Source organism: Janthinobacterium sp. SUN026 (assembly GCF_030397625.1).
In the GTDB taxonomy this organism is placed as follows: Bacteria; Pseudomonadota; Gammaproteobacteria; order Burkholderiales; family Burkholderiaceae_D; genus Janthinobacterium; species Janthinobacterium kumbetense.
On record NZ_JAPQNU010000001.1, the window covers coordinates 1632766 to 1659316 of the forward strand.

General features: G+C 65.4%; 19 protein-coding genes. 11 read left to right on the forward strand and 8 right to left on the reverse strand.

Translation table 11 applies throughout. The annotated features are described in order from the left end of the window. The first annotated feature begins 44 nt into the window (after nt 1–44). Together OX459_RS07440 and OX459_RS07445 are read left to right on the forward strand one after the other, a co-directional pair. A complete protein-coding gene (locus OX459_RS07440) occupies nt 45–3350 on the forward strand; it encodes a hypothetical protein (RefSeq protein WP_289904409.1) in 3306 nt (1101 codons plus the stop codon). An 8-nt stretch (nt 3351–3358) separates the two neighbouring features. Further along, nucleotides 3359–4453: an OmpA family protein gene (locus tag OX459_RS07445; protein ID WP_289904410.1), complete on the forward strand. Its 1095-nt coding sequence runs from the start codon at nt 3359–3361 to the stop codon at nt 4451–4453. Nucleotides 4454–4569: 116 nt separating this feature from the next. Here the strand turns inward: OX459_RS07445 and OX459_RS07450 are convergent, their stop codons facing one another. Both OX459_RS07450 and OX459_RS07455 read right to left on the reverse strand, forming a co-directional pair. Continuing rightward, on the reverse strand, nt 4570–4962 hold the full coding sequence (locus OX459_RS07450; RefSeq protein ID WP_289904411.1) for a hypothetical protein: 393 nt from the start codon (nt 4960–4962) through the stop codon (nt 4570–4572). Continuing rightward, entirely contained in the window at nt 4934–7627 is a 2694-nt protein-coding gene (locus OX459_RS07455) for a M1 family metallopeptidase (protein WP_289904412.1), read from the reverse strand. Before OX459_RS07455 ends, OX459_RS07450 begins: the two co-directional genes overlap by 29 nt. Nucleotides 7628–7879: 252 nt before the next feature. Between OX459_RS07455 and OX459_RS07460 the strand changes: the two genes are divergently transcribed. After that, nucleotides 7880–8503, forward strand: a complete 624-nt coding sequence (locus OX459_RS07460) for a glutathione S-transferase family protein (RefSeq protein ID WP_289904414.1) — start codon at nt 7880–7882, stop codon at nt 8501–8503. An 87-nt stretch (nt 8504–8590) separates the two neighbouring features. Here the strand turns inward: OX459_RS07460 and OX459_RS07465 are convergent, their stop codons facing one another. The 5 genes from OX459_RS07465 to OX459_RS07485 all read right to left on the reverse strand — a co-directional run bounded on the left by OX459_RS07465 (nt 8591) and on the right by OX459_RS07485 (nt 12725). Next, nucleotides 8591–10696, reverse strand: coding sequence for a prolyl oligopeptidase family serine peptidase (locus tag OX459_RS07465; protein ID WP_289904415.1), 2106 nt, complete (start codon nt 10694–10696; stop codon nt 8591–8593). A gap of 179 nt (nt 10697–10875) precedes the next feature. After that, nucleotides 10876–11535 carry a hypothetical protein gene (locus OX459_RS07470; RefSeq protein WP_289904416.1) on the reverse strand — a complete coding sequence of 220 codons (660 nt, stop codon included), beginning with the start codon at nt 11533–11535 and terminating at the stop codon, nt 10876–10878. 12 nt (nt 11536–11547) lie between these two features. Then, nucleotides 11548–11682, reverse strand: coding sequence for a hypothetical protein (locus OX459_RS07475; protein ID WP_289904418.1), 135 nt, complete (start codon nt 11680–11682; stop codon nt 11548–11550). 50 nt (nt 11683–11732) lie between these two features. Further along, nucleotides 11733–12179: a DUF4304 domain-containing protein gene (locus OX459_RS07480; RefSeq protein WP_289904420.1), complete on the reverse strand. Its 447-nt coding sequence runs from the start codon at nt 12177–12179 to the stop codon at nt 11733–11735. Nucleotides 12180–12296: 117 nt separating this feature from the next. Continuing rightward, nucleotides 12297–12725: a RidA family protein gene (locus OX459_RS07485; protein ID WP_289904829.1), complete on the reverse strand. Its 429-nt coding sequence runs from the start codon at nt 12723–12725 to the stop codon at nt 12297–12299. A gap of 128 nt (nt 12726–12853) precedes the next feature. Here OX459_RS07485 and OX459_RS07490 point away from each other — a divergent pair, with 128 nt between their 5' ends. Next, nucleotides 12854–13786: a LysR family transcriptional regulator gene (locus OX459_RS07490; RefSeq protein WP_289904421.1), complete on the forward strand. Its 933-nt coding sequence runs from the start codon at nt 12854–12856 to the stop codon at nt 13784–13786. Here the strand turns inward: OX459_RS07490 and OX459_RS07495 are convergent. Further along, a complete protein-coding gene (locus OX459_RS07495; protein ID WP_289904422.1) occupies nt 13770–15470 on the reverse strand; it encodes a CehA/McbA family metallohydrolase in 1701 nt (566 codons plus the stop codon). The genes OX459_RS07490 and OX459_RS07495 overlap by 17 nt on opposite strands. A 324-nt stretch (nt 15471–15794) precedes the next feature. On the opposite strand from OX459_RS07495, the gene OX459_RS07500 reads away from it, so the two are divergent. From OX459_RS07500 to OX459_RS07530, 7 genes are all read left to right on the forward strand, one after another. Next, nucleotides 15795–17090 (forward strand): MFS transporter, encoded by a 1296-nt coding sequence (locus tag OX459_RS07500; RefSeq protein WP_289904423.1) that lies wholly within the window; start codon nt 15795–15797, stop codon nt 17088–17090. A 10-nt stretch (nt 17091–17100) separates the two neighbouring features. Further along, nucleotides 17101–19665 carry a nitrite reductase large subunit NirB gene (gene nirB, locus OX459_RS07505; RefSeq protein WP_289904424.1) on the forward strand — a complete coding sequence of 855 codons (2565 nt, stop codon included), beginning with the start codon at nt 17101–17103 and terminating at the stop codon, nt 19663–19665. 12 nt (nt 19666–19677) lie between these two features. Beyond that, entirely contained in the window at nt 19678–20031 is a 354-nt protein-coding gene (gene nirD / locus OX459_RS07510; RefSeq protein WP_099667321.1) for a nitrite reductase small subunit NirD, read from the forward strand. Continuing rightward, nucleotides 20028–21266 carry an FAD-dependent oxidoreductase gene (locus OX459_RS07515; RefSeq protein WP_289904425.1) on the forward strand — a complete coding sequence of 413 codons (1239 nt, stop codon included), beginning with the start codon at nt 20028–20030 and terminating at the stop codon, nt 21264–21266. The genes nirD and OX459_RS07515 overlap by 4 nt, the downstream gene beginning before the upstream one ends. Nucleotides 21267–21288: 22 nt before the next feature. Continuing rightward, nucleotides 21289–23958 (forward strand): nitrate reductase, encoded by a 2670-nt coding sequence (locus OX459_RS07520; RefSeq protein WP_289904426.1) that lies wholly within the window; start codon nt 21289–21291, stop codon nt 23956–23958. 62 nt (nt 23959–24020) lie between these two features. After that, complete coding sequence (gene cysC / locus OX459_RS07525; RefSeq protein ID WP_289904427.1) at nt 24021–24551, forward strand: adenylyl-sulfate kinase; 531 nt, start codon at nt 24021–24023, stop codon at nt 24549–24551. Then, nucleotides 24548–26551: a diguanylate cyclase gene (locus tag OX459_RS07530; RefSeq protein ID WP_289904428.1), complete on the forward strand. Its 2004-nt coding sequence runs from the start codon at nt 24548–24550 to the stop codon at nt 26549–26551. The genes cysC and OX459_RS07530 overlap by 4 nt, the downstream gene beginning before the upstream one ends.

Genomic DNA, 26551 nt, shown 5'->3' on the forward strand with positions numbered 1-26551 from the left:
CACCTTACTTGCCGCTTGCCAATGCTGCTAAAGAGAAACAAGCCATGAAGAGAACTCTCCCCGCGCCCCGGCGCATGGCGGCCGCGCTGGCCCTGCTGGCCTTGCCGGCGGCCAGCCTGGCGCAACTGCCCTTGCCGGACAGAGCGGCAGGCTCCGCCGTGGCGGCGCCATCCTTCCTTGCCGGCAAGGTGGGCGCCACCGATTACGCCATCAACCGGGGCGTGGCGCGCATCGCCGTCGAGACGGACGGGAACGGCGTGCCGGCCGATGGCCAGAGTCCCGTCAAGGTGACGGTGAGCCTGTTTGACGAGCGGGGCCAGCCCCTGGCGGGCAAGGCTTTGCTGACCATCGAAGCCAGCGGCGGGCGCATCCTGCTGCCCGGCGCCCGCACGGATGAACTGGGTCCCGAGCGGCGCGACGCCGACAAGGTCACGCCCGGCACGCAGCTGGCGGTGGAAAACGGCGTGGCGACGTTCAGCCTGCTGGCTCCCGCCACGCCGCAGGACGTGCTGCTGCGCGTGTCGGCCGGTGCCGTGGCGGCGCAGGGCACGATCAGTTTCTTGCCGGAATTGCGCGACATGCTGGCCGTGGGTTTGATCGACGGCATCATCAGCAAGCGCAGCCTGTCGAGCAGCGACATTGCGCCGTCGCGCTTCAATGACGGTTTCGAGCGCGACATCCAGCGCTGGAGCCGTGCTTTTAATAATGGCAAGGCCAACGTGGCAGGCAGGGCGGCGATGTTTTTGAAGGGAACCATCCGAGGCGACGCCTTGCTGACGGCCGCCTACGATTCGGACAAGGATACGCGCGCGCGCCTCTTGCGCGATGTCAATCCGGAAGAGTTCTATCCCGTGTACGGTGACAGTTCCGTGCGCAATTTCGACGCCCGCTCCAGCGACCGTTTATATGTGCGCATCGACCGGCAAAAAAGCTATGTGCTGTACGGCGACTTTGCCACGGGAGACGGCTTCAGCCAGATGACGGGCGGCGGCGCCGTGGCGAACTTGCAGCAGAGAAAACTGGGCCAGTACAACCGCACGGCCACGGGCGGCCGCGGCCATTATGAACAGGATGGCATCGTCGCGAATGCCTTCGCCATCAACGATAGCCTGAAGCAGGTGGTCGAGGAATACCGGGCGAACGGCACGTCGGGGCCGTTCGCCGTGCGCAACAACAACGCCATCGAAAACTCGGAAAAGATCGAGATCGTGGTGCGCGACAAGAATCAGAACGGCAATATCGTGCAGGTAACGCAGTTGCGCCGCTTCGAGGATTACAGCTTCGAGCCGTTCAGCGGGCGCATCCTGTTCAAGCAGGCGATCCCCGCGCTGACGCCGAATGGCGACCCGCAATCGATACGCATCAGTTATGAGGTGGATCAGGGCGGCGAGAAATTCTGGACCGTGGGCGTGGATGGGCAAGTGCAGCTGGGCAAGATGGTCTCGCTCGGCGGCTCGGCCGTGGAAGACAGGAATCCCTTGTCGCCGTACAAATTGCATAGTGTCAATGCGGGTGTACGCCTCGGCGAGCACAGCCTGCTGGTGGTCGAGGTGGCGCGCACCACGTCCACCAGCTACAGCGCGGGCGGCAGCATCTACACGACGCCGTCGGGCCAGGCGGGCGAGTTGCGCGATGAAGTGAGCGGCAATGCGGCGCGGGTCGAGTTGCAGCACAAGGATGAGAAGCTGGAAGCGAAAGCCTTCTGGAGTCGTTCCGACCAGGATTTCAATAACACGGCGGCCGGCATCACGGGCGGGCGGGGCGAGGCGGGGCTCAAAGCGGGCTACAAGCTCAGTCCCGCCGTCACCGTGTATGGCGAGGCCATCCGTAGCGACGAGCGCAGCACGGATGCGCGCCGCGATGCGCAGCGCCTGGGCGTGGCGTGGAATGCCAGCGAGCGCTGGCTGCTCGACGTGTCCGTGCAGCACATGAAGGAATCGGGCGGCATGCCGTCGACGGCCGGCATCGCGCCGAACACGTCGCCGCTGGGCACGGGCTTGAATCCCACGGGCGGCTTTTTCGGCAACGGCACGGCGAACACGGCCATCGACCCCGTCACGGGCGGCAGCATCACCACGTTTGCGCCGATCAATCCCGGCGTGGGCGCGGGCGCGACGGTGCCGCTGGATGCCACCACCGTGCGTCTGGGCGCGCAATACAAGGCCACGGACCGCTGGACCCTGAATGGCGACGTGGAAAAAAGTATAGCCGACGCGGACCAGCACCGCTACGGCCTGGGCGCGCAATACCAGCTGGCCGAACGCAGCCGGTTGTATGCGCGCTATGAAAACCAGACGGGGCTGGCATCCGCGTATTCGCTCAATCCGGCCGACCGCAGCACCAGCTTTGTCGCCGGCGCGGATACGGGCTACATGCCGGGCGGCACCGTGTTCGGCGAGTACCGCATGCGCGACGCCATGGATTACAGCCTCAGCAACCAGCGCGACTTGCAGCTGGCGTCCGGCTTGCGCAACACGTGGAACCTGGGCGAAGGGCTGGCGGCGAACACGAATGTGGAATACCTGAAAGTCATGAACGGCCAGCAACAGCAAGCCGTGGCCGTGGCGGCAGGTTTCGACTATGCCGTCAATCCCCTGTGGCGCGGCTCCGTCAAGCTCGAGTACCGGCGCCTGTTCGACAGCGACATCGCGCCGGGCAACCAGCGCCAGGATCAATGGCTCAATACCATCGCCTGGGCGCGCAAGCTGAGCCGCGACTGGACTTTGCTTGCACGCAACTACCTGCTGTACACGCGCAACAACGACGACGCCAGCGGCGCGCCCGTGGGCAATGTGCTGCAGGATAGGGCGCAACTGGGTTTTGCATGGCGCCCCGTCGACGACAACCGTTTCAACGGCCTGGCCCGCTATGAGTACAAGACGGTGCGCGACCAGTCGCAGATCGATGGCGACAATTACCGTGCGCATATCGTTTCCACGCACCTCGATTACCACCCCAGCCGTCCGTGGTGGTTCACGGGTAGGGTTGCCGCCAAGCACAATAACGACAGGAACCTGCCCGCCGGGCAAGAGAAGTACACGGCGTGGCTGTTTTCCGGGCGCACTGTGTACGACATCAGCAAGAACTGGGACATCGGCGTGCTGGCGGCCGTGATGGGCAGCCCGCAAGGGGGCAGCCGCCAATGGGCCAACGGCGTCGAAGTGGGCTATCTGCTGGCGCAAAACCTGTGGCTGTCGGCCGGCCACAACTGGTCGGGCTTTTCCGACCGCGACCTGACGGGCGCCGACTACACGGCCCGCGGCCCCTATTTGCGCCTGCGCTTCAAATTCGATGAAAACTTGTTCAAAGGCAAAGACGCCACCATCAACCGTACCCTGGCCCGGCCATGAAAGCTACCATGACTCCTTCACTGATACCGACGATGACACCGATGATGACCACGACGATGAAACTGCTGCCGCTGGCCGGCCTGCTGGCCATGGGCCTGGCCCGGGCGGCTACGCCGACCCTGCCGGCGACGCCGCTGGCCATGCCCCAGCTGCGCATCAGCGACCAGGCCGTCTCTGCCGACCAGCAGGCGTACCGGCTGCTGCAGGAGCGCATCAAGAAGCTCAACGACGGCGGCGTGCGCGTGGGCGACTATTACCTGTCCAAGGCGCAATGCTGGCTGGACGTATCGTTCCACGAATACACGCGCAACGACCGCTCGGCCTTTCCCCTGCAGGCGCTGCAGGAATCGGCGAAGATTGTTGCCGCGCTGGAAGACGGCAGCACGCCCAATCCCGGCGATGCGACGCCGCTGGTGAACGACGCCCCGCGCTTGCGCGACGACCTGTGGGCCGGCTTCGGCAAGCTGCGCGCGTCGCCCGGCTTCGCCTGCGCGGCGCAAAAGGTGGCGTGCGGCGAAGTGGAGCTGGCGCATGCGGGCAATGAATACAAGCAGCAGGGCTGGCGCCACGCGAACCCGTACGTGCAACTGGCCGAGGATGCGCAGGCGGCCGCCCAGTCCGCCGCGGCATCCTGTCCCGCCGACCAGCCGAAGCGGGTAACGCCGCCGGACATCTTGCCGCCGCGCATCGAGCATGAACGCATCACCCTGGACATGGACGCCCTGTTCCGCTTCGACAAGGCGGGTGCGGCGGACGTGCTGCCGCAGGGCATCGAGAAAATCCGCGACCTGGCGGCGCGCCTGAAGCAGGGCTATGTGCAGATCGATACGCTGTCCGTGACGGGGCACACGGATCGCCTGGGTTCGGACAGCTATAACCAGGCCTTGTCCGAGCGGCGCGCCTTGACGGTGAAACAGTTGCTGCGCGAACAGGGCATCGCCAATGTCATCAGCGCGTATGGCAAGGGCAAGGCGGAACCCGTCGCCGCTTGCGAGAAGGTGGCGCCGGGCGCGGCCCTGATCGCCTGTCTACAGCCGAACCGCCGCGTGGAGATCGAGTTGACGGGTATCAAGAGTTCCGCAAAGGAGGGCGGCGCACCTTAGCGCTACGTCATAAGGCGGTCATATGCCGCTGTTATGATGCTTTTGTTGGCACACAGCATGCGGTGCGCAAATCACTACGTTCCGGGAGCGATAGGATGCAGGCATGACTCAACAGCTTAGCCGGTGAGCTCAACCATCGGCACCAGACAGGCCGGCGCAGCGTGAAATTGCTGCGATGGCAAGGCATGCAGGGTGAAAGCGGGAAAATGAAGGGACTTTAATGAAGTCCTAAGCCTGACTAAGTGAAGGGCTGGCATAGTGGATACATGGCGCACGGAAACCCCGGGCGCAAGGTTGCCGGACACCTCAATGACCGGCACGATTTCCACTTTTTCATGTGTTTTCCGTTTTATCCCTGCGCTCTGAAACAGCGTTTCAACCGGCTGCCGCGACTTGCGAAGCCGGTTTTTTTTGCCCGGATTTTCGTGCAGGGCCGGAAAATGCCCGGCGCCGCCATACTGCGGCGCCGGGCGCGGGCGCTTAACCCGTTTGCTTGGCCAGCCATGCATCGACGGCCGGCAGGCGCTCGGTACGCACCTTGATGCGGTACTTGATGCCGGCCACGGAACTGTCGGCGTCGCCGCGCGCGCTGGCCGGCAGGTTGGCCTGCGCATACGCTTCCAGCTTGGCGATCATTTCCGGCTGCGCCGAGCCGGCGGCCAGGCGGGGGAAGTAGCGGCTGCGCGAACTGGCGTCGATGCGCGCATTGACTTGCTCCAGGTGCGCCAGCGCGAAGTCGAACGCCAGTTCCGGATGCCTGCGCGACACGCGCGAAATCATGGCCGGACTGTTGGTCACGCCCGGTTCATCCGTCAGCGCCAGCGCCAGCGCGCGCTGCGCCAGGGCCGCGTCGTCGGTCGAGGCCAGCAAGTCGTACAGCTGGTTCTTGACCAGCGGCGTCTTTTCCTGCTGCGCCCTGGCATGCAGCTGTTCCCAGGTGGCGGCGTCCGCATGCTGTGCCACGACGCCCAGGATGGTGCGGCGCAGCGGCGCGGGCATGGCGGACGGATCCTGCTCGCTGGCCGCGTAGCGGCGGCGCGCTTCCGCGATCACGCCCGGCTCGCCCATGTCGCCGAGGATGGCAATCAGGCGGCCGCGCAGGGTCGCCACGCTCGATGCTTCTCCCGCGCGCGCTTCCCAGCCCGTCTGCGCCATCATCGGCGCCAGGCGCGCCATGGCAAAGCGGGCGAAAGCCTGCTGGCGCGCCGTGTCGCCTGCATACTGTTCATACAGGCCGTTCAGCGCGCCGGCCACGCGGCCCAGCACTTGCGGGTCGGCCGACAGGGGCGTGGCCTTCACCAGTTCCAGGAAAGCGGCCGGGTCTTGCAAGCCCGCCATGCCCAGCGACTGGCTGTCCGCCAGCAAGCCCAGCTGGTCGATCGGCGCCAGGCGCGCGAAGCTGCCCGCCAGCGCGTGCGTGCCGGCCGGCGCGTACAGGGTGCGGTAGTAGCCGCTCTGGCCCGCGTTCACCAGCAGGGCGCCGCAACCGGGCACGTTCAGGGTGGCCTTGCCATTCTTGACCAGCACGCGGGCCAGCTTGCCGTTGCCGACCGTCGACGCGATGACGGGCACTTTCCACGACAGCGGTTTCTTGTCCGACTGGTCCTTGGAAAATTCCGTCTGCGTCAGGGTCACGCGCGTATTGCCCTTCCGGCACACGGCGTCGCCCACGGTGATCATGGGCACGCCCGGCTGCAGGGTGAAATCATGGGCGATGGCGCTGACAGGCTTGCCTGCGGCCGCGTCGACTTCGCGCCACAGGTCGTCGGATACCGTATTGCCATACGCATGCTTGCGCATGTAGCTGCGCACGGCCGTGCGCCACGTGTCGGCGCCCACGTACGCTTCGAGCATGCTGATCACGGCCTTGCCCTTCTGGTAGGTGATGCCGTCGAAGGCCTGGCTGGCCTGTTCCACGGTGGCGATGCGCTGCACTACCGGATGCGTGGTGCGCAGCGCATCCTGGCTCATGGCCGATTCGCGCCCGCCCACGTTGGACAGGGCCGTGTTCCATTCCGGGTGCAAACGCTCCGTGGTGCGGCTTTCCATCCACGAGGCAAAGCCTTCGTTGAGCCACAGGTCGTCCCACCAGCGCATGGTGACCAGGTCGCCGAACCACTGGTGCGCCATTTCATGCGACAGGGTGGTGTAGATGTTTTCCTTGTCCGACTGGGTCGAGATGGCCGGGTCGAGCAGCAGGCCGTATTCGAAGGTGAACACGGCGCCCCAGTTTTCCATGGCGCCGAAGAACTGGCTGCGGCCCGGCGCGGCGATGTTGTCGAGCTTGGGCAGCGGGTAGCGCACGCCGAAATAATCGTTGTATTCGCGCAGCAGGGCGGCCGACTCGTCGAGCGCGAAGCGGCTTTGCGCCAGCGCGCCCTTCTTCGTGATGACGCCCAGTTCCGTGCCGTCGGCCATCTTTGTCGCCCGTTCGAAGTCGCCCAGGCCGAAGAACAGCAAATACGTCGACATGCGCGGCGTGGTGGCGAAATACACGTGCTTCATGCCATTGCCCAGCTCTTCGCTGCTGGCGATCGGCATGTTGCCGACGGCCATCTGGCTGCTCGGGACGACCACGTCCAGCGCGAAGGTGGCCTTGTAGTCCGGTTCATCCCACGACGGCAGCATGCTGCGCGCGTCCGAATTCTCGAACTGCGTGTACAGCGCGCGCTGGCGTCCTTGCGGCGTGTCGTAGTCGAGCGAGAACAGTCCCGTGGCCTGCGTGCCGATCTTGCCGGTGTAGTCGATGCGCAACAGGTACTCGCCCTTGGCCAGCGGCTCGGCGAAATGCACGGTGGCCGTCTGCTTTTCCGCGTCGATATCGATCTTGCGCGTCATCTGCTTGCTGCCGCCCGCGCCTTCGATGGCGGCGGCGGCAAACGCCAGGTTCAGGGCATTGAAAGTGATGCTGGCCGTCGGCGTGTCGACGGCCACCTTGATGGCGGCTGCGCCCTTGAAGGTGGAGGCGGCGGCGTCCGGCGTGATCGACAGGATGTAGTGCAAGGGCGTGACGCCGCGCGGCAGCTGCGTGGTGGTGCCAGGGGAGTGGCTGGCCGAGGCGTATTTGGCGGCGGGTGCGGCGTGGCCCGGGGTAAAGGCGGCGACGGCGGCCAGGGCCAGGACGGCGGCGGCCAGTTGGCTGCGGCGGAAACGCGGAGTCGGTGTGCGATGCATGGTATGCCCTTCGTTCATGGGTAAAACGCCCGCCAGCCGGGTAGGCTGCGAGCGTTGATGGCGGTTGGGGGACATCGCTGGAACTGGAAGCCAGCGTTCCCGTACAGCAATCTAAGTGGAAACGGGGGCAAAGTCAACGCGCCGGGAGCGCCGCACCATCACGGTGCGCTGGTATGATGGGCGCCTGACCGCCTTGCCACAGGCCGGTGCCGCACCTGATTGTCAACCACCCTAACGAGACGAGACTTGCACATGAAACTGTATATCAGCCCCCGCACGCCGAATCCACGCCGCGTCACCATGTTCATCGCCGAAAAAGGCATCACCGGCATCGAGGAAGTGGCGCTCGACCTGATGGCGGGCCAGCACCGCGATCCCGCCTTCCTGGCGAAAAACCCGCTGGGCCGTGTGCCCGTGCTGGAATTGGCGGACGGGCGCGTGCTGACCGAGACGCGCGCCATCTGCACTTACCTGGAAGGCTTGCAGCCGCAGCCGAACCTGATGGGCGAAGGTTTCGAGGAGCGCGCGTTCATCGAAATGGCCGACCGCCGCGTGGAACTGCATTTGTTCAGCGCCGCCGCCAACTGGGTGCGCCACAGCCATCCGGCCCTGGTGGCGCTGGAAAACCCGCAGTTTCCCGATTTCGCCACGGCGCAGGCGGGCAAGCTGCGCGAGACGGCGCAATGGCTGGACCAGGTGCTGGCGCAGCAGCCGTACATCGCCGGCGAGCGCTTCACCATTGCCGACATCACGGCCTTCTGCGCGCTGGAATTCGCGCGCGGCCTGATGAAGTACCGCCCCGGCGCGGAAGGCTTGCAGCACCTGCAGGCTTACCGCGACCGCATCGCTGAGCGCCCCAGCGCGCAGGCGAAGTAAGCGCCAAAAGCAGAACGCCTGCGCCGGAATCCGGTGCAGGCGTTCTGTCTTGCGGAGGGCCGTCAGGCCGGGTTTACTTCGACTTCCTTACTTCAGCTGCTCCAGCAGGAAGGTGTAGGTCAGCGCCCACATCAGCGCCTGCTGGTCGTTGTTGGCGGCGCCCGCATGGCCGCCTTCCGTGTTTTCCCAGTACAGCACGTCGTGGCCTTGCTCTTCCATCTTGGCCACCATCTTGCGCGCATGGCCGGGGTGGACCCGGTCGTCGCGCGTCGAGGTGGTAAACAGCACGCGCGGATATTTCTTGTCCTTGAAGACGTTCTGGTACGGCGAGTACTTGCTGATGTACGCCCATTGTTCCGGCACGTCCGGGTCGCCGTACTCTCCCATCCAGGAGGCGCCCGCCAGCATCTTGTTATAGCGGCGCATGTCGAGCAGCGGCACCTGGCTGACGACGGCGTTGAACAGGTCGGGACGCTGCACCAGCACGGCGCCCGTCAGCAGGCCGCCATTGCTGCCGCCCATGATGCCCAGGTGGCGCGGACTGGTGACCTTGCGCTGGATCAAATCCTGCGCCACCGAGATGAAATCGTCATACGCGCGCTGGCGGTTTTCCTTCAGCGCCGCCTGGTGCCAGCGGGGGCCGAATTCGCCGCCGCCGCGGATATTGGCCAGCACATACACGCCGCCTTTTTCCAGCCACGCGACGCCCGTGGTGCCGCTGTAGCTCGGTTTCAGCGACACTTCGAAGCCGCCGTAGCCATACAGCACGGTGGGGTTGCTGCCGTCGAACTTCGTCTTCTTGCCCATGATGGCGAAATACGGCACCTTCGTGCCATCCTTCGACGTCGATTCGAACTGCTCCACCTTGTACGGCGCCGCGTCGTAGTAGGCGGGCAGCGACTTGATCTTGGTCCGCTTGTCGCTTTGCGCCGTGGCCAGGTACAGGGTGGTGGGGTTGAGGAAGTCGGTCACCGTCAGGAAGTACTGGTCCGAGTCGACGGGGTCGAGCGCGCTGACGGCCAGGGTGCCCAGCTTGGGCGCATCGACGGCGCGGCGCTGCCACTTGCCGTTCACGTGGCGCAGTTCCGTCAGGCGGTTCTTGACCTTGTCCAGGGTGGTGACGAGGATGGCCGATTTCGTCGCCGTGACATTGTCCAGCGACGACGTGGCCGTGGGCGCGTACAGCACTTCCAGCACTTGCTTGCCCTGCATGAAGGACTTGAAGTCGGTCGCCAGCAATGAGCCTTGCGCATAGGTCTTGCCGTTGACTTTCCAGTCCGAGCGCAGGGTGATGACCAGCTGGTCGCGCACGGTGAAGGCCGTCGCGTCGTCCGGTTTCGGCACTTTCTTCAACTCGGCGCCATCGCGCAGGAACATTTCGCCGCTGTAGAAATCGATTTGCCGCTCGATGAACTGGTGTTCGTGGCCGGGCGTGAAATCCTTGTAGGCGCCCGCGCTCAGGTCGTCGGCTTTGGCTTCATACAGCGTTTGCGCCTGCGCCAGCGGCGTGCCGCGCTGCCACTCTTTGATGACGCGCGGGTAGCCGGAGCTGGTCATCGAGCCGGGGCCGAAATCCGTGGAGACGAACAGGGTGTCCTGGTCGATCCAGCTGGCGCTGCCCTTCGCTTCGGGCAGGGTGAAACCGCCGTCGACGAAGGCACGCTTGGCCACGTCGTATTCGCGCACCACCTTGGCGTCGCCGCCGCCGCGCGACAGGGAAATGAGGCAGCGTTCGCCCTTCGGATACAGGCAGGAAGCGCCGCCCCAGACCCAGTTTTCACTCTCGCCGGCGGCCAGCTGGTCGAGGTCGATCACGGTTTCCCACGCGGGTTCGGCCTGCTGGTACTGCGCCAGCGTGGTACGGCGCCAGATGCCGCGCACGTGCTGGGCGTCGCGCCAGAAGTTGTAGTAATACTCGCCTTCCTTGCTGACGTAGGGAATGCGTTCCTTGGAATTGAGGATGGTTTTCAGGCGCGCCTGCAGGGCCGAAAAGCCGGGCTGGGCTTCCAGTTCCTTGGTGGTGACGGCATTGTGCTGCTTGACCCAGGCCAGCGGCTTGTCGCCGAGGACTTCTTCCAGCCACAGGTGGGGATCGGTGTTGGCGGCGGCGGGCGCGGGGGCTTGTGCATGGGCGATGCCCGCTGCGGCCAGGCCGAGCAGCATGCTGCTGGCGAGAATGCGATATGACGACATGTAGGGTTCCTGGTTGGTCCGATGGAGGCCGCGTTGCAGGCAAAACGGCGCATCCATGGTGCCATGGATTGCTGTAAGGAACCAGTGTCTATGGGCGACTACTTAAAAAATAGCATGCTTTTCCAATATTGTTTGCTGGAATGGACGCAGGCCGCAGAATCTGCGGCGTGTCGCGCCTTTCAGCATATGCCAGGCCCGATCAGCGAGGTCAAGGTGAGCTGCGTCGGTTCAACATCGCCGCCGTCGCAGTGATAGATCCACAGTGCATCGTTGTCGCGGCTGTCGATGAACAGGATGCGCGTATTTTCCTCGCCGATGGCCAGGCAATCCGCCAGTTCGGCAAGGCTGAACGGTGCTGCCTGCTTCGACCCCGTTCCCGCCGCTTGCGCCAGGGCCTGCGCAAAGCCGGCCAGTTGCCGGACTGCCAGGTACCTGGTTCCATCCACATCAACGTCCTGGCACAGCGCGTCCAGGCTGTACAGCGTGAAGGGCTCTTCGTCCTTGAAAATCGCCACGCCGGGTAGTGACTTTGCGCTGCGGAGGTGCGCGAGATAGGCCGGGGGCACGATTACTTGTTCCCTGGCCAGCAATTTTTCCAGCTGCTTGCCGTTTTTCTTCGCGACCCTGGCAGCCTTGGGTGCGGCGGCTTCGCAAGCCTGCGCTATCCAGGCGACCGGATTGAACTGGAACATCCTTGCACATGCGGGACAGTGCAGGAACATGAACGTCATTTTCTTGCCGATAGCCGTGTTTAAAAACGCAGCATCGGGGGCATCCATGGCGCTGCTGTCGAAGCGGCGCCCGCAGTCGCCGTCGTAGGGACAAGTAATCTCGGTCATGGCGTAGCGTGTTTAGGCATTGAAGTATTTCTCCATCCGTAAAGCGATTGCTTCTTTTTCTTCGGGAAAAGAGGCACCGGGATTTTTCTTCCAATAGGCAAGGCCCTCGTTCAGTGCCCACAGGGCTTTTTCCTGCTGGCCCGCCATCAGATAAAAATCGCAGGCCCTGGCATGCGCGTCTTGCGCTTCGACCAGGCTCAGGGCGGCATTTTCCCAATTGGACAGGCGCTCACAAGCCAGGGCAGGGCCAATGCTTGCAGATTATGCCGCAGGCAGTGCATGACTGTCGCACTCTGGGCCGGATCGACGAGCTGGTGATGCGCTTCGCCGTCCACGCTCGCGCATTGCCAGTTCGGAATATTCCAGTCAGCCACGGCGCCAACGATGTGATTGGCAGGTTCGTGACCGTAACGCGTCTTGTGCCATGAGGTGTAGGATCTGGATGAAACCTGATAGTGGCTCCAGAATGCCACACAGACATGCTCTTCATTATGGCGGTTGGCCTGGAAATGGATGGCCTGGACGAATTCGTTCCGCGCGCGTTTGAAGGTCAGCTGGCCTGGCGAGAACTTGAAGCCCGCTGTGGTCAGCGGTTCCAGCAGGAACGCTTCAATATTGGCGATGATCAGCGCTTTTGGCTTCATTCCGTTTCCTGGTATTCGTCGGTTGCGCCGCCTGCGGTCAAAACGGCGCTGCCATGTTGCCATAGATCAGCGCCAGCGCACCTTGCGGCGGGCAATCGTGCGAGGGAAAACCTGCCGCTATTTTTCCTGCACGCTTCCTGGGGCTGTGTGCTGGCCAGGCAGCCTGGCCACCACCTTGATCTCGAACTGGAAACCATACAGCCACGTCACGCCAACGGCCGTGACGGTGGGGTGGGGAGCTTCGCCCCAGTAACCGGCTTGCACGATATCCCAGATGCGCTGGAAGTTGGCCTGCGGGTCGACGATAAAGATGGTCACGTCCTGCACGTCGTCGAACGAGCAGCCGGCCGCTTGCAAGATGGCATTCAGGTTGTCGAAGGCGCGCCGGACCTGGGCTTCGAGCCCGGGTTCGGGCGAACCGTCTTCGCGGCTGCCGACCTGTCCCGACACGAACAGCAGGCCGTTGGCGCGCACGGCGGGCGAATAGCGGTTCTGCTCATACAGGGCTTGGCGGCCCGGAGGGAATACGACGTCGCGTTTCATCAGCTTTCCTTTGTCGATGCAGCGAAGTTGCTGCCTGGAGAACACTTTATCTGCTGCCAGCCTGCTGATAAAGCGGCCAGAATCGCCTGCACTGTTTGTATAATCCAAACAATCGGGTGGCGGAGGTGTGGATGGACAAGTTGGATACGATGCGGGCATTCGTGCGGGTGGTCGAGACGGGCAGTTTTACGCGGGCGGCCGCGACCTTGCATATGAGCCGCACCACGGTGACGCAGCTGGTGCAGCAGCTCGAGGCGCGGCTGCGCCTGAAGTTGCTGAACCGCACCACGCGCAAGGTCAATGTGACGGCCGATGGCGCCGTCTACTACGAGCGCATCGTGCAGGTGCTCGACACCCTGGAAGAAATCGAAACGAGCTTGCCGCATGCCGCTGCCTTGCCGCGGGGCCAGTTGCGCGTGGACGTGCCCAGTCCGCTCGCCGCTTTGCTGCTGGTGCCGGCGCTGCCCGGGTTTCATGCGCGGTATCCCGATATCGTGCTCGACATGGGCGCCAGCGACCGCATGGTCGACGTGATCGGCGACAATGTCGATTGCGTGATACGCGGCGGTGACATCACCGACCAGTCGCTGATGGCGCGCAAGCTGGCCGACTTGCCGCTGGGCGTGTATGCGGCGCCTGCCTACCTGCAACGGGTGGGCACGCCCTTGCATCCGCTGGACTTGCAGGACAGCGCGCACCGCATCGTGCGCTTTCGCTGGGGACGCGGCGGCAACGGCTTTCCGTACGTGATGCACCGCGAGGGCAAGAGCGTGAAGATCCATGGCCAGTACGTGCTGTCGATCGACGATGGCAACGCCTACCTGGCGGCCGGGGTGGCGGGGCTGGGCGTGCTGTGGCTGCCCGATTATATGGCGCGGCCGCACGTGTCCAGGGGCGAGCTGCTGCCGCTGTTCCCCGCATGGACGGTCGACGCCATGCCGCTCTATCTCGCCTACCCGCCGAACCGTCATGTCAGCAAGAAACTGCGCGTCTTCATCGACTGGGTGGCCGAACTGATGGCCCGGCATGCCGCCCCCGCTGTCACCGTCACGGCAACTGATTGACCCACACGGGCGCCGACCAGACGATATTGCCGTCGTCCTGCGTCAGCCGCGCGTAATAGAAGTGGGGGCCGGGCGCGGGCGTGAGGGTGAGTTCGGCCTGGTCCGATACCTGTGTGACGGAGCCATTGCTTCCCGGCACGCCGTGGAAGATGGCGATGACGGCCGCTTGCCGCCCCGCGCTGTTGCTGAAGCTGACGGCCAGGTGCAAGGGACCGTGGTTGTCGAAGCGCTCGCCCATCAGCTTGCCGTTGGCCGTGAACAGCAGTTGCGCGTGCTTGTCCATGGTGGCAAACACGCGGCGCGCGCGCAGCGCGTCGAGGAAGCCGTCGCGTGACACGGGCATGCCGGCGGCGGCCGGGCTGGCCACCAGCACGGCCGTGCGGTTGCCGTAAGCCGCACCCCAGTTGGCGCAGTGGTTGTCCTGGTTGCTGCTGAAGGCCACGTGGTAGCCGGCCGCCAGAGCCCGGTTGCAGGCCGCCTCGTAGTTGCTGCGCCGCGTTTCCGTTTCCTCGTCGTTGGTGGAAAAAGCGGACGTGTTCATGACTTCGCACAACACCATGGCCGCGTCGCCATCCGGCGTGTAGCCCAGCGGCTGCCCATCGACGAGAAACTGTCCCGCATAGGCTGGGTGGTTGAACTGCCCGATCCAGCCCCGTTCGCGCATCAGCGCGTACAGGCCAGCGTAATCGCTTTTCGGCGTTTCCACGTCGGCCAGCAGCTCGCCCAGGGCATTCCTTTCCCAGCCCAGCAGCTGGTCGCTATTGAAGATGTTCAGGTGGCCGCCCTTGTTGATGACGCCCCATTCCATGCCGTACAGGGCCAGGAAGCCGGGATGGGCGGCCGTATACGCGGCCGCTTCGGCCAGTCCCGTCTGGTACAGGGCTGTCGCTTCGGCCGGGATGGCAGCGGCGTTGGTGCCATCGGAACCGTCATACATATGGTTGTGTTCGGATGTCAGCAGGGCGTCGAGCCCATGTTGCTGCGCATATTTGTAGGCATCGATGGGGCCGAAGGGCGCCGTTTGCGGTTCCTGCGCGCCATGGCAGGCATCGAGCGCCGCGCCGCCGTCGCTGTGGCGCGTCTGGCTGTGCAGATTGGCGTAGACGATGCGGTACGCAAGCTGGCCATCCAGGCTGGGCAGCTGCTGCAAGCCGGCCTGGAAGGCGGGCACCCTGGGCGGCGCGCCGGCCCCCCGCTGCACCTGGATGTGCCATTGCTGTTCCATCTGCGCTTCCTGCGGCGTGCCCGCATCGGCCACGGCCAGCAGGCGCAGTTCATATAAACCGTCCGGGACCGGCACGCGCCGTGCGCGCGCATCGGCGTCGGCGCGGCCATCCCAGGGCAAGGTGACGCTCTGGACGCCGGCCCCCACCTGTTCCGTGCCCGACCAGTGCCGCAGCACGGCGCCTTGCGGCCCCGGGCCGGACAAGGTCAAGGTCCAGCGCACCGCATGCGCGCGCCCCGCGTCAGGATAGGCTAGGCGGATCAGAAAGGTGCGCGCCTGCGTTGTCCGTGCACCGAGCGCGGCGCGGAAGGGCGCGACGACAGTGGCGTCGAGTTCGCTGTGCTCCTTCGGCTCTTGCGCGGCGACACTGTTGCTCCACGTTATGAGCAACACGCCGGCACACACGCAAGCGAGCCATGGCGGCCAAGGCGGCCGCCAGCGGCGCAGTGTCTTGAGCATCGTGGCCTCCCGCAACTGATTCAGATGGTAAGTTAGACAAGAGTTGCCACGTGCCGGTTCCCGCATGCACCAGCAAGTGGCGCGCTTGCACCGTGATTGGCCATGATCTGGCGCAAAGCCAGTGCAAATGGTGCCGCGTACCCCTGAAAAAGCTGGCACGGCGCTTGCTACACAAGAGATACGGATCAACGGCGATCCCCTGAATAAACGCACAACGGTCCAACGACGGACCACATGGACAACGGCGTCCGCCCAGGCTGATTTTTTTGATCGGCGGGGGCGGGCGCCGTTTTGTTTTATCAACGGGATACTTCGGGAACCATCATGGCCAGCCAAAAAGCAACGCGCATCGCGCTCTTCTCCCTCGCCACGCCGCCCATGCGCGCATTCCACCTGACGTGGATGGCATTTTTCGTGTGTTTCTTCGCCTGGTTCGCCTGCGCACCCCTGATGCCTGTCATCAAGGGCGAGTTCGGCCTTTCCTTGGCGCAAGTGGCAAATATCAATATCGCGGCCGTCGCCATCACCATCCTCGTGCGCCTGATCGTGGGGCCCTTGTGCGACCGCTACGGCCCGCGCAAGACCTACACGGGTTTGCTGCTGCTGGGCGCCATACCCGTGCTGGGCGTGGCCGCGTCGCAAAGCTATGAAAGCTTCCTGTTCTTTCGCCTGGGCATCGGCGCCGTCGGCGCCAGCTTTGTCATTACGCAATATCACACCTCCGTGATGTTTGCGCCCCGCGTGGTCGGCACAGCGAATGCGGCTGCCGCCGGCTGGGGCAATGCGGGCGGCGGCGCGGCGCAGGCGCTGATGCCCTTGCTGCTGGGCGCCGTGCTGATGCTGGGCGTGTCCGAATCGCTGGGCTGGCGCATCGCGCTGCTGGTGCCGGGCGTGCTGATGCTGGTGATGGCTGCCCTCTACTGGCGCTATACGCAGGATTGCCCGGAAGGTAATTACGCGGACTTGCGCGCCGCTGGCGTGGCTATCGAGGGTGGAAAGAAAGGTGGCTGGGACAGCTTCAAGGCCGCCAGCAGCAATTATCGCGTGTGGCTGCTGTTCGTCACCTACGGCGCCTGCTTCGGCATCGAGATTTTCATCCACAACATCGCCGCCGTGTACTACGTCGACCATTTCGGCCTGTCCTTGAAATCGGCGGGACTGGCCGCCGGCAGCTTCGGCTTGCTGGCCCTGTTTGCCCGCGCTTTGGGTGGCTGGATGTCGGATAAATTGGCCCTGCGCGGCAATTTGAACAGCCGCGTGACCCTGCTGTTCATGCTGATGATAGGCGAAGGCGTGGGCCTGCTGTGGTTTGCCAAGGTCGACAGCGTCACGTATGCCGTCATCGCCATGCTGGTCTTCGGCCTGTTCACCCACATGGCGTGCGGCGCGACCTATGCGCTGGTGCCCTTTATCGACAGCCGCGCGCTGGGCGGCGTGGCCGGCATCATCGGCGCGGGCGGCAACGTGGGCGCCGTGGCGGCCGGTTTCCTGATGAAGGGCACGGGCGACATCCGCCAGACCTTGATCATCCTCAGCGCGCTGGTGGTGATCTCGGCCCTGTGCGCCATCGCCGTGCGCTTTACCCGCGAAGCGGCCGAACCGAATATGGCCGCGGCCTGAGGAGACAGCAATGAACCACCCCTTGAACATCGTCGTCCTTGGCCATGGCATGGTCGGGCATAAATTCCTCGAACGCCTGGCCCTGGAAAACGCGCCGCACCTGCACGTCACCGTGCTGTGCGAAGAGCCGCGCCCCGCCTATGACAGGGTGCACCTGTCGGAATTTTTCAGCGGCAAATCGGCCGAGGACCTGTCGCTGGTGGCGCCCGGCTTCTTCGACAAGGGCAACGTCGTGCTGAAGCTCAATGCGCGGGCCGTGTCCATCGACCGCGCGGCGAAAACCGTCACGGCCAGCACGGGCGAAGTCTTGATCTACGACAAACTCGTGTTCGCCACCGGCTCGACGCCGTTCGTGCCGCCGCTGCCGGGCAAGGAGCGCGACGGCTGCTTCGTCTACCGCACCATCGAAGACCTGGAAGCCATGCTGGCCTGGGGCGGCAAGTCCCGCACGGGCGTGGTGATCGGCGGCGGGCTCTTGGGCCTCGAATGCGCGAAGGCCTTGCGCGATTTGAAGCTGGACACCCACGTGGTGGAATTCGCGCCGCGCCTGATGGCCGTGCAGGTCGATGAAGGCGGCGCGCGCGTCCTGCGCCGCAAGATCGAGGAACTGGGCGTGACCGTGCACACGCAAAAGAATACCTTGGCCATCGTCGACGGCGAAGCGGCCACGCACCGCATGCAGTTCGCCGACGGCAGCCACCTGGAAGCGGACATGATCGTCTTCTCGGCCGGCATCCGCCCCCGCGACGAGCTGGCGCGCGCCTGCGGCCTGGAGGTGGGGCCACGGGGCGGCATCGCCATCGACGACAGCTGCGTCACCTCCGACCCGGACATCTACGCGATCGGCGAATGCGCGCTGTGGGGCGGCCTGGTGTTCGGCCTGGTGGCGCCCGGCTATGAAATGGCACGCATCGCGGCGCGCCATGTACTGCAGGAGGAGGAAGGAGAAGCGGGCGAAGCGTCGTTCAAGGGCGCCGACATGAGCACCAAGCTCAAATTGATGGGCGTGGACGTGGCCAGCCTGGGCGACCCGCACGGCAATGCGCCGGGCAGCCGCTCCTACCAGTTCATGGACGAGCGCAAGCAGATCTACAAGAAAATCGTCGTTTCCGACTGCGGCAAGTACCTGCTGGGCGGCGTGATGGTGGGCGACGCCAGCGAATACGGCACCTTGCTGCAGATGATGCTCAACAAGATAGAGCTGCCGGCATCGCCCGAATTCCTGATCCTGCCGCAGGCGGACGGCCAGCAAAAGATCGGCCTGGGCGTGGATGCCTTGCCCGAATCGGCGCAGATCTGCTCGTGCAACGACGTGTCGAAGGGCGCGCTGTGCGCGGCCGTCGCCGGGGGCGCCACCACCATAGCCGCGCTGAAAAGCTGCACGAAAGCGGGGACGGCCTGCGGCGGCTGCGTGCCGCTCGTGACGCAGATCATGAAGGCGGAAATGCAGAAGCAGGGCCTGGCAGTCAACAACCACGTGTGCGAACACTTTGCGTACTCGCGCCAGGAGCTGCACCACTTGGTGCGCGTGGGCAAGATCCGCAGCTTCGGCGCACTCCTGGGCGCGCATGGCCAGGGTTTGGGTTGCGACGTGTGCAAGCCCGTGGCGGCAAACATCCTGGCATCGTGCTGGAACGATTTCGTCCTGTCTCCCGTGCACGCCAGCTTGCAGGACAGTAATGATTATTTCCTTGGCAATATTCAGAAGGATGGTACCTACTCCGTCGTACCGCGCATGCCGGGCGGCGAAGTGACGGCCGACGGCTTGATCGCCGTGGGCATGGTGGCGAAAAAATACGGTCTCTACACGAAAATCACGGGTGGCCAGCGGGTCGACCTGTTCGGCGCACGCGTCGACCAGTTGCCAGCCATCTGGGAAGAACTGATCGCGGCCGGCTTCGAGTCGGGTCACGCCTACGGCAAATCCTTGCGCACGGTCAAATCTTGCGTCGGCTCTACCTGGTGCCGCTACGGCGTGGCCGACAGCCTGGGCTTTGCCATCCAGCTGGAAAACCGCTACAAGGGCTTGCGCACGCCGCACAAGATCAAGTTCGGCGTTTCCGGCTGCACGCGCGAATGCGCCGAGGCGCAAGGCAAGGATATCGGCCTGATCGCCACGGAAAAGGGCTGGAATCTGTACGTGTGCGGCAATGGCGGCATGAAACCGCGCCATGCGGAATTGCTGGCGTCTGATCTCGACGAAGCCACCCTGGTGCGCTACGTCGACCGCTTCCTGATGTTTTACGTGCGCACGGCCGACCGCCTGCAGCGCACCAGCGTGTGGCGCGACAACCTGGAAGGGGGCCTCGATTATCTGAAGTCCGTCGTCGTGGCCGACCGCCTGGGCATCGCCCACGAACTGGAGGCGGACATGCAGCACGTGGTCGACACCTATGCGTGCGAATGGAAAGCGGCCGTCACGGACCCCGCCGTGCGCCAGCGTTTCCGCCATTTCGTCAACAGCGAAAAGAACGATGAAAACGTGGTGTTCGTCGAAGAGCGGGGCCAGATCCGGCCCGCCACGCTTGACGAACGCCGCGGCACCGTGATCCCCATCCTTGCCGTGGAGGCTTGAGCCATGAATGCGATGAATGAACTTTCCGGCGCCACCGCCGACAACTGGGTGGCCATCTGCCCCTTGACCGACATCGTGCCCGACACTGGCGTGTGCGCCTTGCTCAATGGGCGCCACGTGGCCGTGTTCCGCGTCGGCGATGCCGCGCCGCGCGTGTACGCCATCGACAATATCGACCCGAACGCGGGCGCTTCCGTGCTGTCGCGGGGCCTCGTGGGCAGTATCGGCGAGCGCGTCGTCGTCGCCTCGCCCATCTACAAGCAGCATTTCGACCTGGCCAGCGGCGAGTGCATCGAAGCGCCGGAACACTCGGTCGCCGCCTGGCCGGCGCGCGTGTTTGCGGACATGGTGTGGGTGGCCCTGTGAATCCGCCAGTCAGGGCCACTGCGCGTCCCTCGCTGGTCGTCGTCGGCAACGGCATGGCCGGCATGCGCACGGTCGAGGAACTCTTGAAACTCGCGCCGGACCTGTACGACATCACCGTGTTCGGCGCCGAGCCGCACGGCAATTACAACCGCATCCTGCTGTCTCCCGTGCTGGCCGGCGAAAAAACGGTGGACGATATCATGCTGCATACGCGCGACTGGTATGCGCACAACGACATCACCCTGCACGCGGGCGACCCCGTCGTGCGCATCGACCGCCAGGCGCGCACGGTACAAGCGCTGTCCGGCATCACGGTTGCCTATGACCGCCTGCTGCTGGCCACCGGTTCCACGCCCTTCATCGTGCCCGTGCCGGGCCACGCGCTGCCCGGCGTGATCGGTTTTCGCGATATCAGCGACGTCGACACCATGCTGCAGGCGGCGCGCACGCACCGCCACGCGGTGGTCATCGGCGGCGGCTTGCTGGGGCTGGAAGCGGCCAACGGCTTGCAGCGCCAGGGCATGGACGTCACGGTGGTGCACATGAGCGGCGCCCTGATGAACCAGCAGCTGGACGCACCCGCCTCGATGCTGCTGAAAACGGCGCTGGAAGCGCGCGGCCTGCGTTTCCTGATGCAGGCGCAAACATCCTCCATTCTGGGCAGCACCCGCGTGGAAGGCGTGCAGTTTGCGGACGGCAGCAGCATTCCCGCCGACCTGGTGGTGATGACGGCCGGCGTGCGTCCTAACATCGCCCTGGCGCAAGCGGCCGGCCTGCACTGCGAGCGGGCCATCGTCGTCGACGATTGCCTGCAAAGCTATGACCCGCGCGTGTACGCCGTGGGCGAATGCGTGCAGCACCGGCGCGCCACCTTCGGCCTGGTGGCGCCCATCTGGGAACAGGCGCGCGTGTGCGGCGCGCACCTGGCCGGCGCGGGCCACCGCCGCTACGTGCAGCAGGCCAGCGCCACCAAATTGAAAGTGACGGGCATCGACCTGTATTCGGCCGGCGACATCATCGGCGGCGAAGGCAGCGAAGACCTGGTGCTGCGCGATCCGCGCCGCGGCGTCTACAAGCGCCTGGTGGTGCAGGGCAGCCGCCTGGCCGGCGCCGTGCTGTATGGCGACGTGCAGGACGGTCCCTGGTATTTCGACCTGATCCAGCAGCGCCGCGACATCAGCAAGCTGCGCGCCCATTTATTGTTTGGCCAGGCGCTGTGCGCCCTGGCCGCCTGACAGCGACCAACAGGATACTTTCATGACTAGCTGCACGCCCGTGAAAACCACTTGCCCGTACTGCGGCGTCGGCTGCGGCGTGGAAGCGACACGCCTGCCCGACGGCGCCATCCGCATCGCCGGCGACACGGCCCACCCGGCCAACCAGGGCCGCCTGTGCGTGAAAGGCTCGGCGCTGGGCGACACCCTGGACCTGGACCAGCGCCTGCTGCAGCCGCAGGTGCGCGTCGACGGCGTGCTGCGGCGCGCTTCCTGGGACGCTGCGCTGGACCAGGTGGCCGGCGGCTTGCGCGCCATCATCGCCGAGCACGGCTCCGACGCCGTGGCCCTGTATGTCTCGGGCCAGCTGCTGACGGAAGATTATTATGTTGCCAACAAATTCATGAAGGGTTACGTGGGCAGCGCGAATATCGACACCAATTCTCGTCTTTGCATGTCGTCGGCCGTGGCGGGCCACAAGCGCGCGTTCGGCGAGGATATCGTGCCCGGCTGCTATGACGACCTGGAACTGGCCGACATGGTGGTGCTGGTGGGCTCGAACACGGCCTGGTGCCACCCGATCCTGTTCCAGCGCATCGCCCGCATCCGCGAAAACCGGCCGCACATGAAACTGGTGGTGATCGACCCGCGCCGCACGGCCACCTGCGAGCTGGCCGACCTGCACCTGCCCGTGAAACCGGGCACCGACGTGTGGCTGTTCAACGGCTTGCTGTGCTATCTGGCGCGGGAAGGCGCGATCGACGACGCTTTCGTCACGCAGCACAGTGCGGGCCTCGACGACGCGCTGGCGGCCGCCCACGTGGATTGCCGCGACCCCTTGCAGGTGGCGGCCATCTGCAAGGTCGACCCGCACGCCTTGCTGGCGTTTTACCAGGCGTTTGCCGCCACGCGCAAGGTCGTCACCGCGTTTTCCCAGGGCGTGAACCAGTCATCGAGCGGCACGGACAAGGTCAACAGCATCATCAACTGCCATCTGGCGACGGGACGCATCGGCCAGCCCGGCATGGGGCCGTTTTCCCTCACGGGCCAGCCGAATGCCATGGGCGGGCGCGAAGTGGGCGGCCTGGCCAACATGCTGGCCGCGCACCTGGAGCTGGACAAGCCGCTGCACCGCGAGGTCGTACAAACCTTCTGGGACTCGCCGCGCATGGCAAGCAAGCCTGGCCTGAAGGCCGTGGAACTGTTCCACGCGATCGAATCCGGGAAGGTCAAGGCCGTGTGGATCATCGCCACCAATCCGCTGGTCAGCATGCCGGACGCGGACCAGGTGCGCCGCGCGCTGGCCAAGTGCGAACTGGTGGTGGTGTCGGACATCAGCGCCGGCTCGGACACGAACGTCCATGCCGACGTGCTGCTGCCGGCCCTGGGCTGGGGCGAAAAGGATGGCACGGTGACCAATTCCGAGCGCCGCATCTCGCGCCAGCGGGCGTTTCTGCCGGCGCCCGGCGAAGCGCGCGCCGACTGGGACGTGCTGTGCGACGTGGCGCGACGCATGGGTTATGCCGGCTTCTATTTCGCGTCGCCGCAGGCCATTTTCGACGAACACGCGCGCCTGTCCGCCTTCCGTAACGAAGGGGCCACACAGCGCCTGTTCAATCTGTCGCACCTGGCGGCGCTGAGCGCCACGCAATACGACACCCTGGCGCCGCAGCAGTGGCCGCAGGGCCAGGCGCGCCTGTTCGGCGACGGGCGCTTCGCGCATGCGGACGGGCGCGCGCGTTTCGTGCCCACGGCGCCGCGCGCGCCGCGCAACATGCCCGACGAAGATTATCCGCTGATCCTGAATACGGGCCGGGTGCGCGACCAGTGGCATACGATGACGCGCACGGGCAAGGCGGCGAAACTGTCGGGGCATATTGCCGAGGCCTTCATCGACCTCCACCCGCAGGATGCGCTGCTGTACAGCGTGCGCGAAGGCGAACTGGCGCGCATTTCCAGCGCCTGGGGCGCGATGGTGGCGCGCGTCGTGCATGGCGGCGGCATCGCGCGTGGCCAGGTCTTCGTGCCCATCCACTGGAGCGACGCGAATGCGTCCGACGCGCGCGTGGGCGCCGTCGTCAATCCGGTCGTCGACCCCGTCTCGGGCGAACCGGAATTCAAGCACACGCCCGTGCGCATCGAGCAATTCCGCGTGCACTGGCATGCGTTTGTCCTGAGCCGCACGCCCTTGAACCTGGACGGCGTGGCGCACTGGACGCGCATCCAGGGCGAGCAATTCCTGCGCTACGAACTGGCCGGCCGCCAGCGCATCGAGGACCTGGGCGCCTGGGCGCGCGCGCTGCTGGGCGTGACGGACGAGAATGCCGACTGGCTCGATTATGCGGATGCCAGCGCGGGCGTGTACCGCGCCGTGCACCTGGACGAGGGGCGCATCGCGCAATGCGTGTATGTGTCGCCCCGTCCCGATCTGCCGTCGCGCAGCTGGCTGGCTGGCCTGTTTGCGCACGCGCAGCTCGATGCGGCCGACCGCGCCGGCGTGCTGCTGGGCCAGCCCATCGGCAAGGGCATGGACGCCGGTCCCACCGTGTGTTCGTGCTTCGGCGTGGGGCGCAACACCATATGCGCGGCCATCGTGGAGCAGAAGCTGACGACGACGGCGCAGGTGACGGCCTGCGTCAAGGCGGGCGGCAATTGCGGCTCCTGCGTACCGGAGATACGACAGTTGCTGCTTGAGGCGCGCAGCGCGGCCTGAAAATCTGTCCTTTCCGGCACGGCTTTGTTATATTGCCAGCTCTATAACAGAGAGGCAGTGTGATGACAGCAGTACACCACCCGACGGTCTGGCTGACGGGCTTGAGCGGCGCCGGCAAGACCAGTATCGCCCTGTCGCTGGCGCAGGCGCTGAAGGCGCAGGGCCGCGCCGTGGCGGTGCTCGACGGCGACCAGCTGCGCCATGGCTTGAACCGCGACCTGGGTTTTACGCCCGAAGACCGGCATGAAAACATCCGCCGCGTGGCCGAAGTGGCGCGTCTGATGAACGGCGCGGACTTGACCGTCATCGCCGCCTTCATTTCGCCCAGCCGCGCCGACCGGGCCATGGCCGCCGCCATCATCGGCATGGCGCATTTCATCGAAGTCCACGTCAGCACCCCGCTGGCCGTGTGCGAGGCGCGCGACGTCAAGGGCTTGTACGCGAAGGCGCGCGCGGGGCAGATCGCCGAATTCACGGGCGTGTCCGCCCCCTACGAAGCGCCGCTGGCGGCCGCGCTGACCCTCGACACGGGCGCCCTGGCGCTGGAAGAGTCGGTCGGGCGTCTGTGCCGGCATTTGCAGCAGCGGCCGTGACGACCTGGCGCAAATGGCTGCGCCGGCACTTGCCCGCCAGCCTGAAGGCGCGCATGAGCGTGGTCGTCTTCCTGCTCGTGCTGGGCGCGGTCGCCTCGCTGGCGCTGGCCACCCTGGCCGTGGCCGAGCGCGGTATGCGCGACGTGACGGGGCGCCAGCAGTACGTATCGCTGTCCAGCGCCGCCGTCTTCATCGATGAAGAACTCGACGCGAAGCGCAATGTGCTGCGCGCGATGGCGGACAGCCTGGCGGCCAGCGGCGCGCACGACGGCGCCAGCCTGCAGCGCTTCCTGGCCGCGCAAACGGTGCTGAGCAAGGAGTTTTATTCGGCCGGCGTGGTCGGCATCGACGGCGTTGTCCTGGCCAGCGTGAGTCCCTTCAAGCCGCAGGCGGGGTTGAACGTCAAGGGCCGTCCATACTTCGAACAGACGCTGGCGACGCGGCGCTCGGTGATTTCGGCGCCGCTCAACGGCAGCATTTCCGGCATGCCCATCGTCGTGGTGACCCAGCCCGTGTTCGACGCGCAGGGCGGCGTGCGCTATGTGCTGGCGGCCAGCGTGAACCTGCGCAAGCCCGATTTCCTGGGGCGCCTGGGCGCGCTCAAGCCGGGTCCGGGCGGCTACCTGTACATCATGACCAGCGCAGGCGTGATCGTCGAGCATCCCGACAAGTCGCGCATCATGCAGCATATCGAAGCGCATGGCCCGATCAGCATACCGACGCGGCGCGCCATGCAGGGTTTCGAGGGCTGGCTGACGGGCACCACCTCGCAAGGCGTCGATGCCCTGTTTGCCTACCACCGCATCGCCTCGACGGACTGGATACTGGCTTCCGTCTATCCCATGAGCGACGCGTTCGCGCCGCTGCACGCCATCCGCAGCAAGATCCTGCTGGCCGCCGTGCTGCTGGCAGCGTTGGCGGGCCTGGCCGGCTGGCGCGTGGTGCTGCGACTGTTGCAGCCTTTGGCGCGCTTGCGCCACCAGGTGCATGAGATCCGCCGTCATCGCCTGGGCATCGATGTGCTGCAAATCGAGCGGCGCGACGAGATCGGCGACTTGAGCCGCGACTTTTACTCGCTGGTGGCCGAGCGCGAAATCGCCGAGGCGCAGACGCGCGGCAGCGAGCGGCGCCTGAAACTGCTGACGGACCATGTGCCCGTGGTGATCGTGTATATCGACCGCGAGCACCGCTACCAGTTCATCAACGCCACGTTTGAAAAATGGTTCGGCAGGTCGCAGCGGGAAAGCCTGATGCAGTCGATCCGCGACGTGCTCGGCGAAGAGGCGTATCAATTGCGCGAAGCCTACCTGCGGCGCGCTTTCGCGGGCGAGGAGGTTGAATATGAATTTACCATCGGCGGCGAAGGGGAGGCCGGCCCGCGCGCCTTCCAGACCAGTTACGTGCCGGACGTGGGCGAGAGCGGCGCGGTGGAAGGCGTGTATGGCCTGATCCACGAAATCACCAAGACCAAGGCGGTGCATACGGCGCTGCAGTTTGCCGCCGCCACCGATACCCTGACGGGCATCGCCAACCGGCGCCGCTTCGACGAGCAGCTGGCGCAAAGCATGCAGCGCACGCGGGCCGCGCGCGCGCCGATGGCGCTGGCCTATCTCGATATCGACCGTTTCAAGGCCATCAACGACAGCCTGGGACACAAGGCGGGTGACGAAGTGCTGAAGGAATTCGCCGCGCGCCTGGTGCGCAGCGTGCGCGCCAGCGATCTGGTGGCGCGCCTGGCCGGCGATGAATTCGTGATCATACTCGAAGGCGTGAACGGCGCGGCGGAAGTGCGCCAGGTCGGAGCCAAGATCATCGACGCCATCCGCCAGCCCTTCGAGCTGGCCAGCGGCCCGCTGCCGGTGACGACCAGCATCGGCATCGCCATCTTCCGCGAAGGCGCGCTGACGCCGGCGCAGTTGCTGGACCTGGCCGACCAGGCCCTGTATGCCGCCAAGGGGCAGGGCCGCGACGGCGTGGCGCTGCTCGAGGCGGCGCCGTAG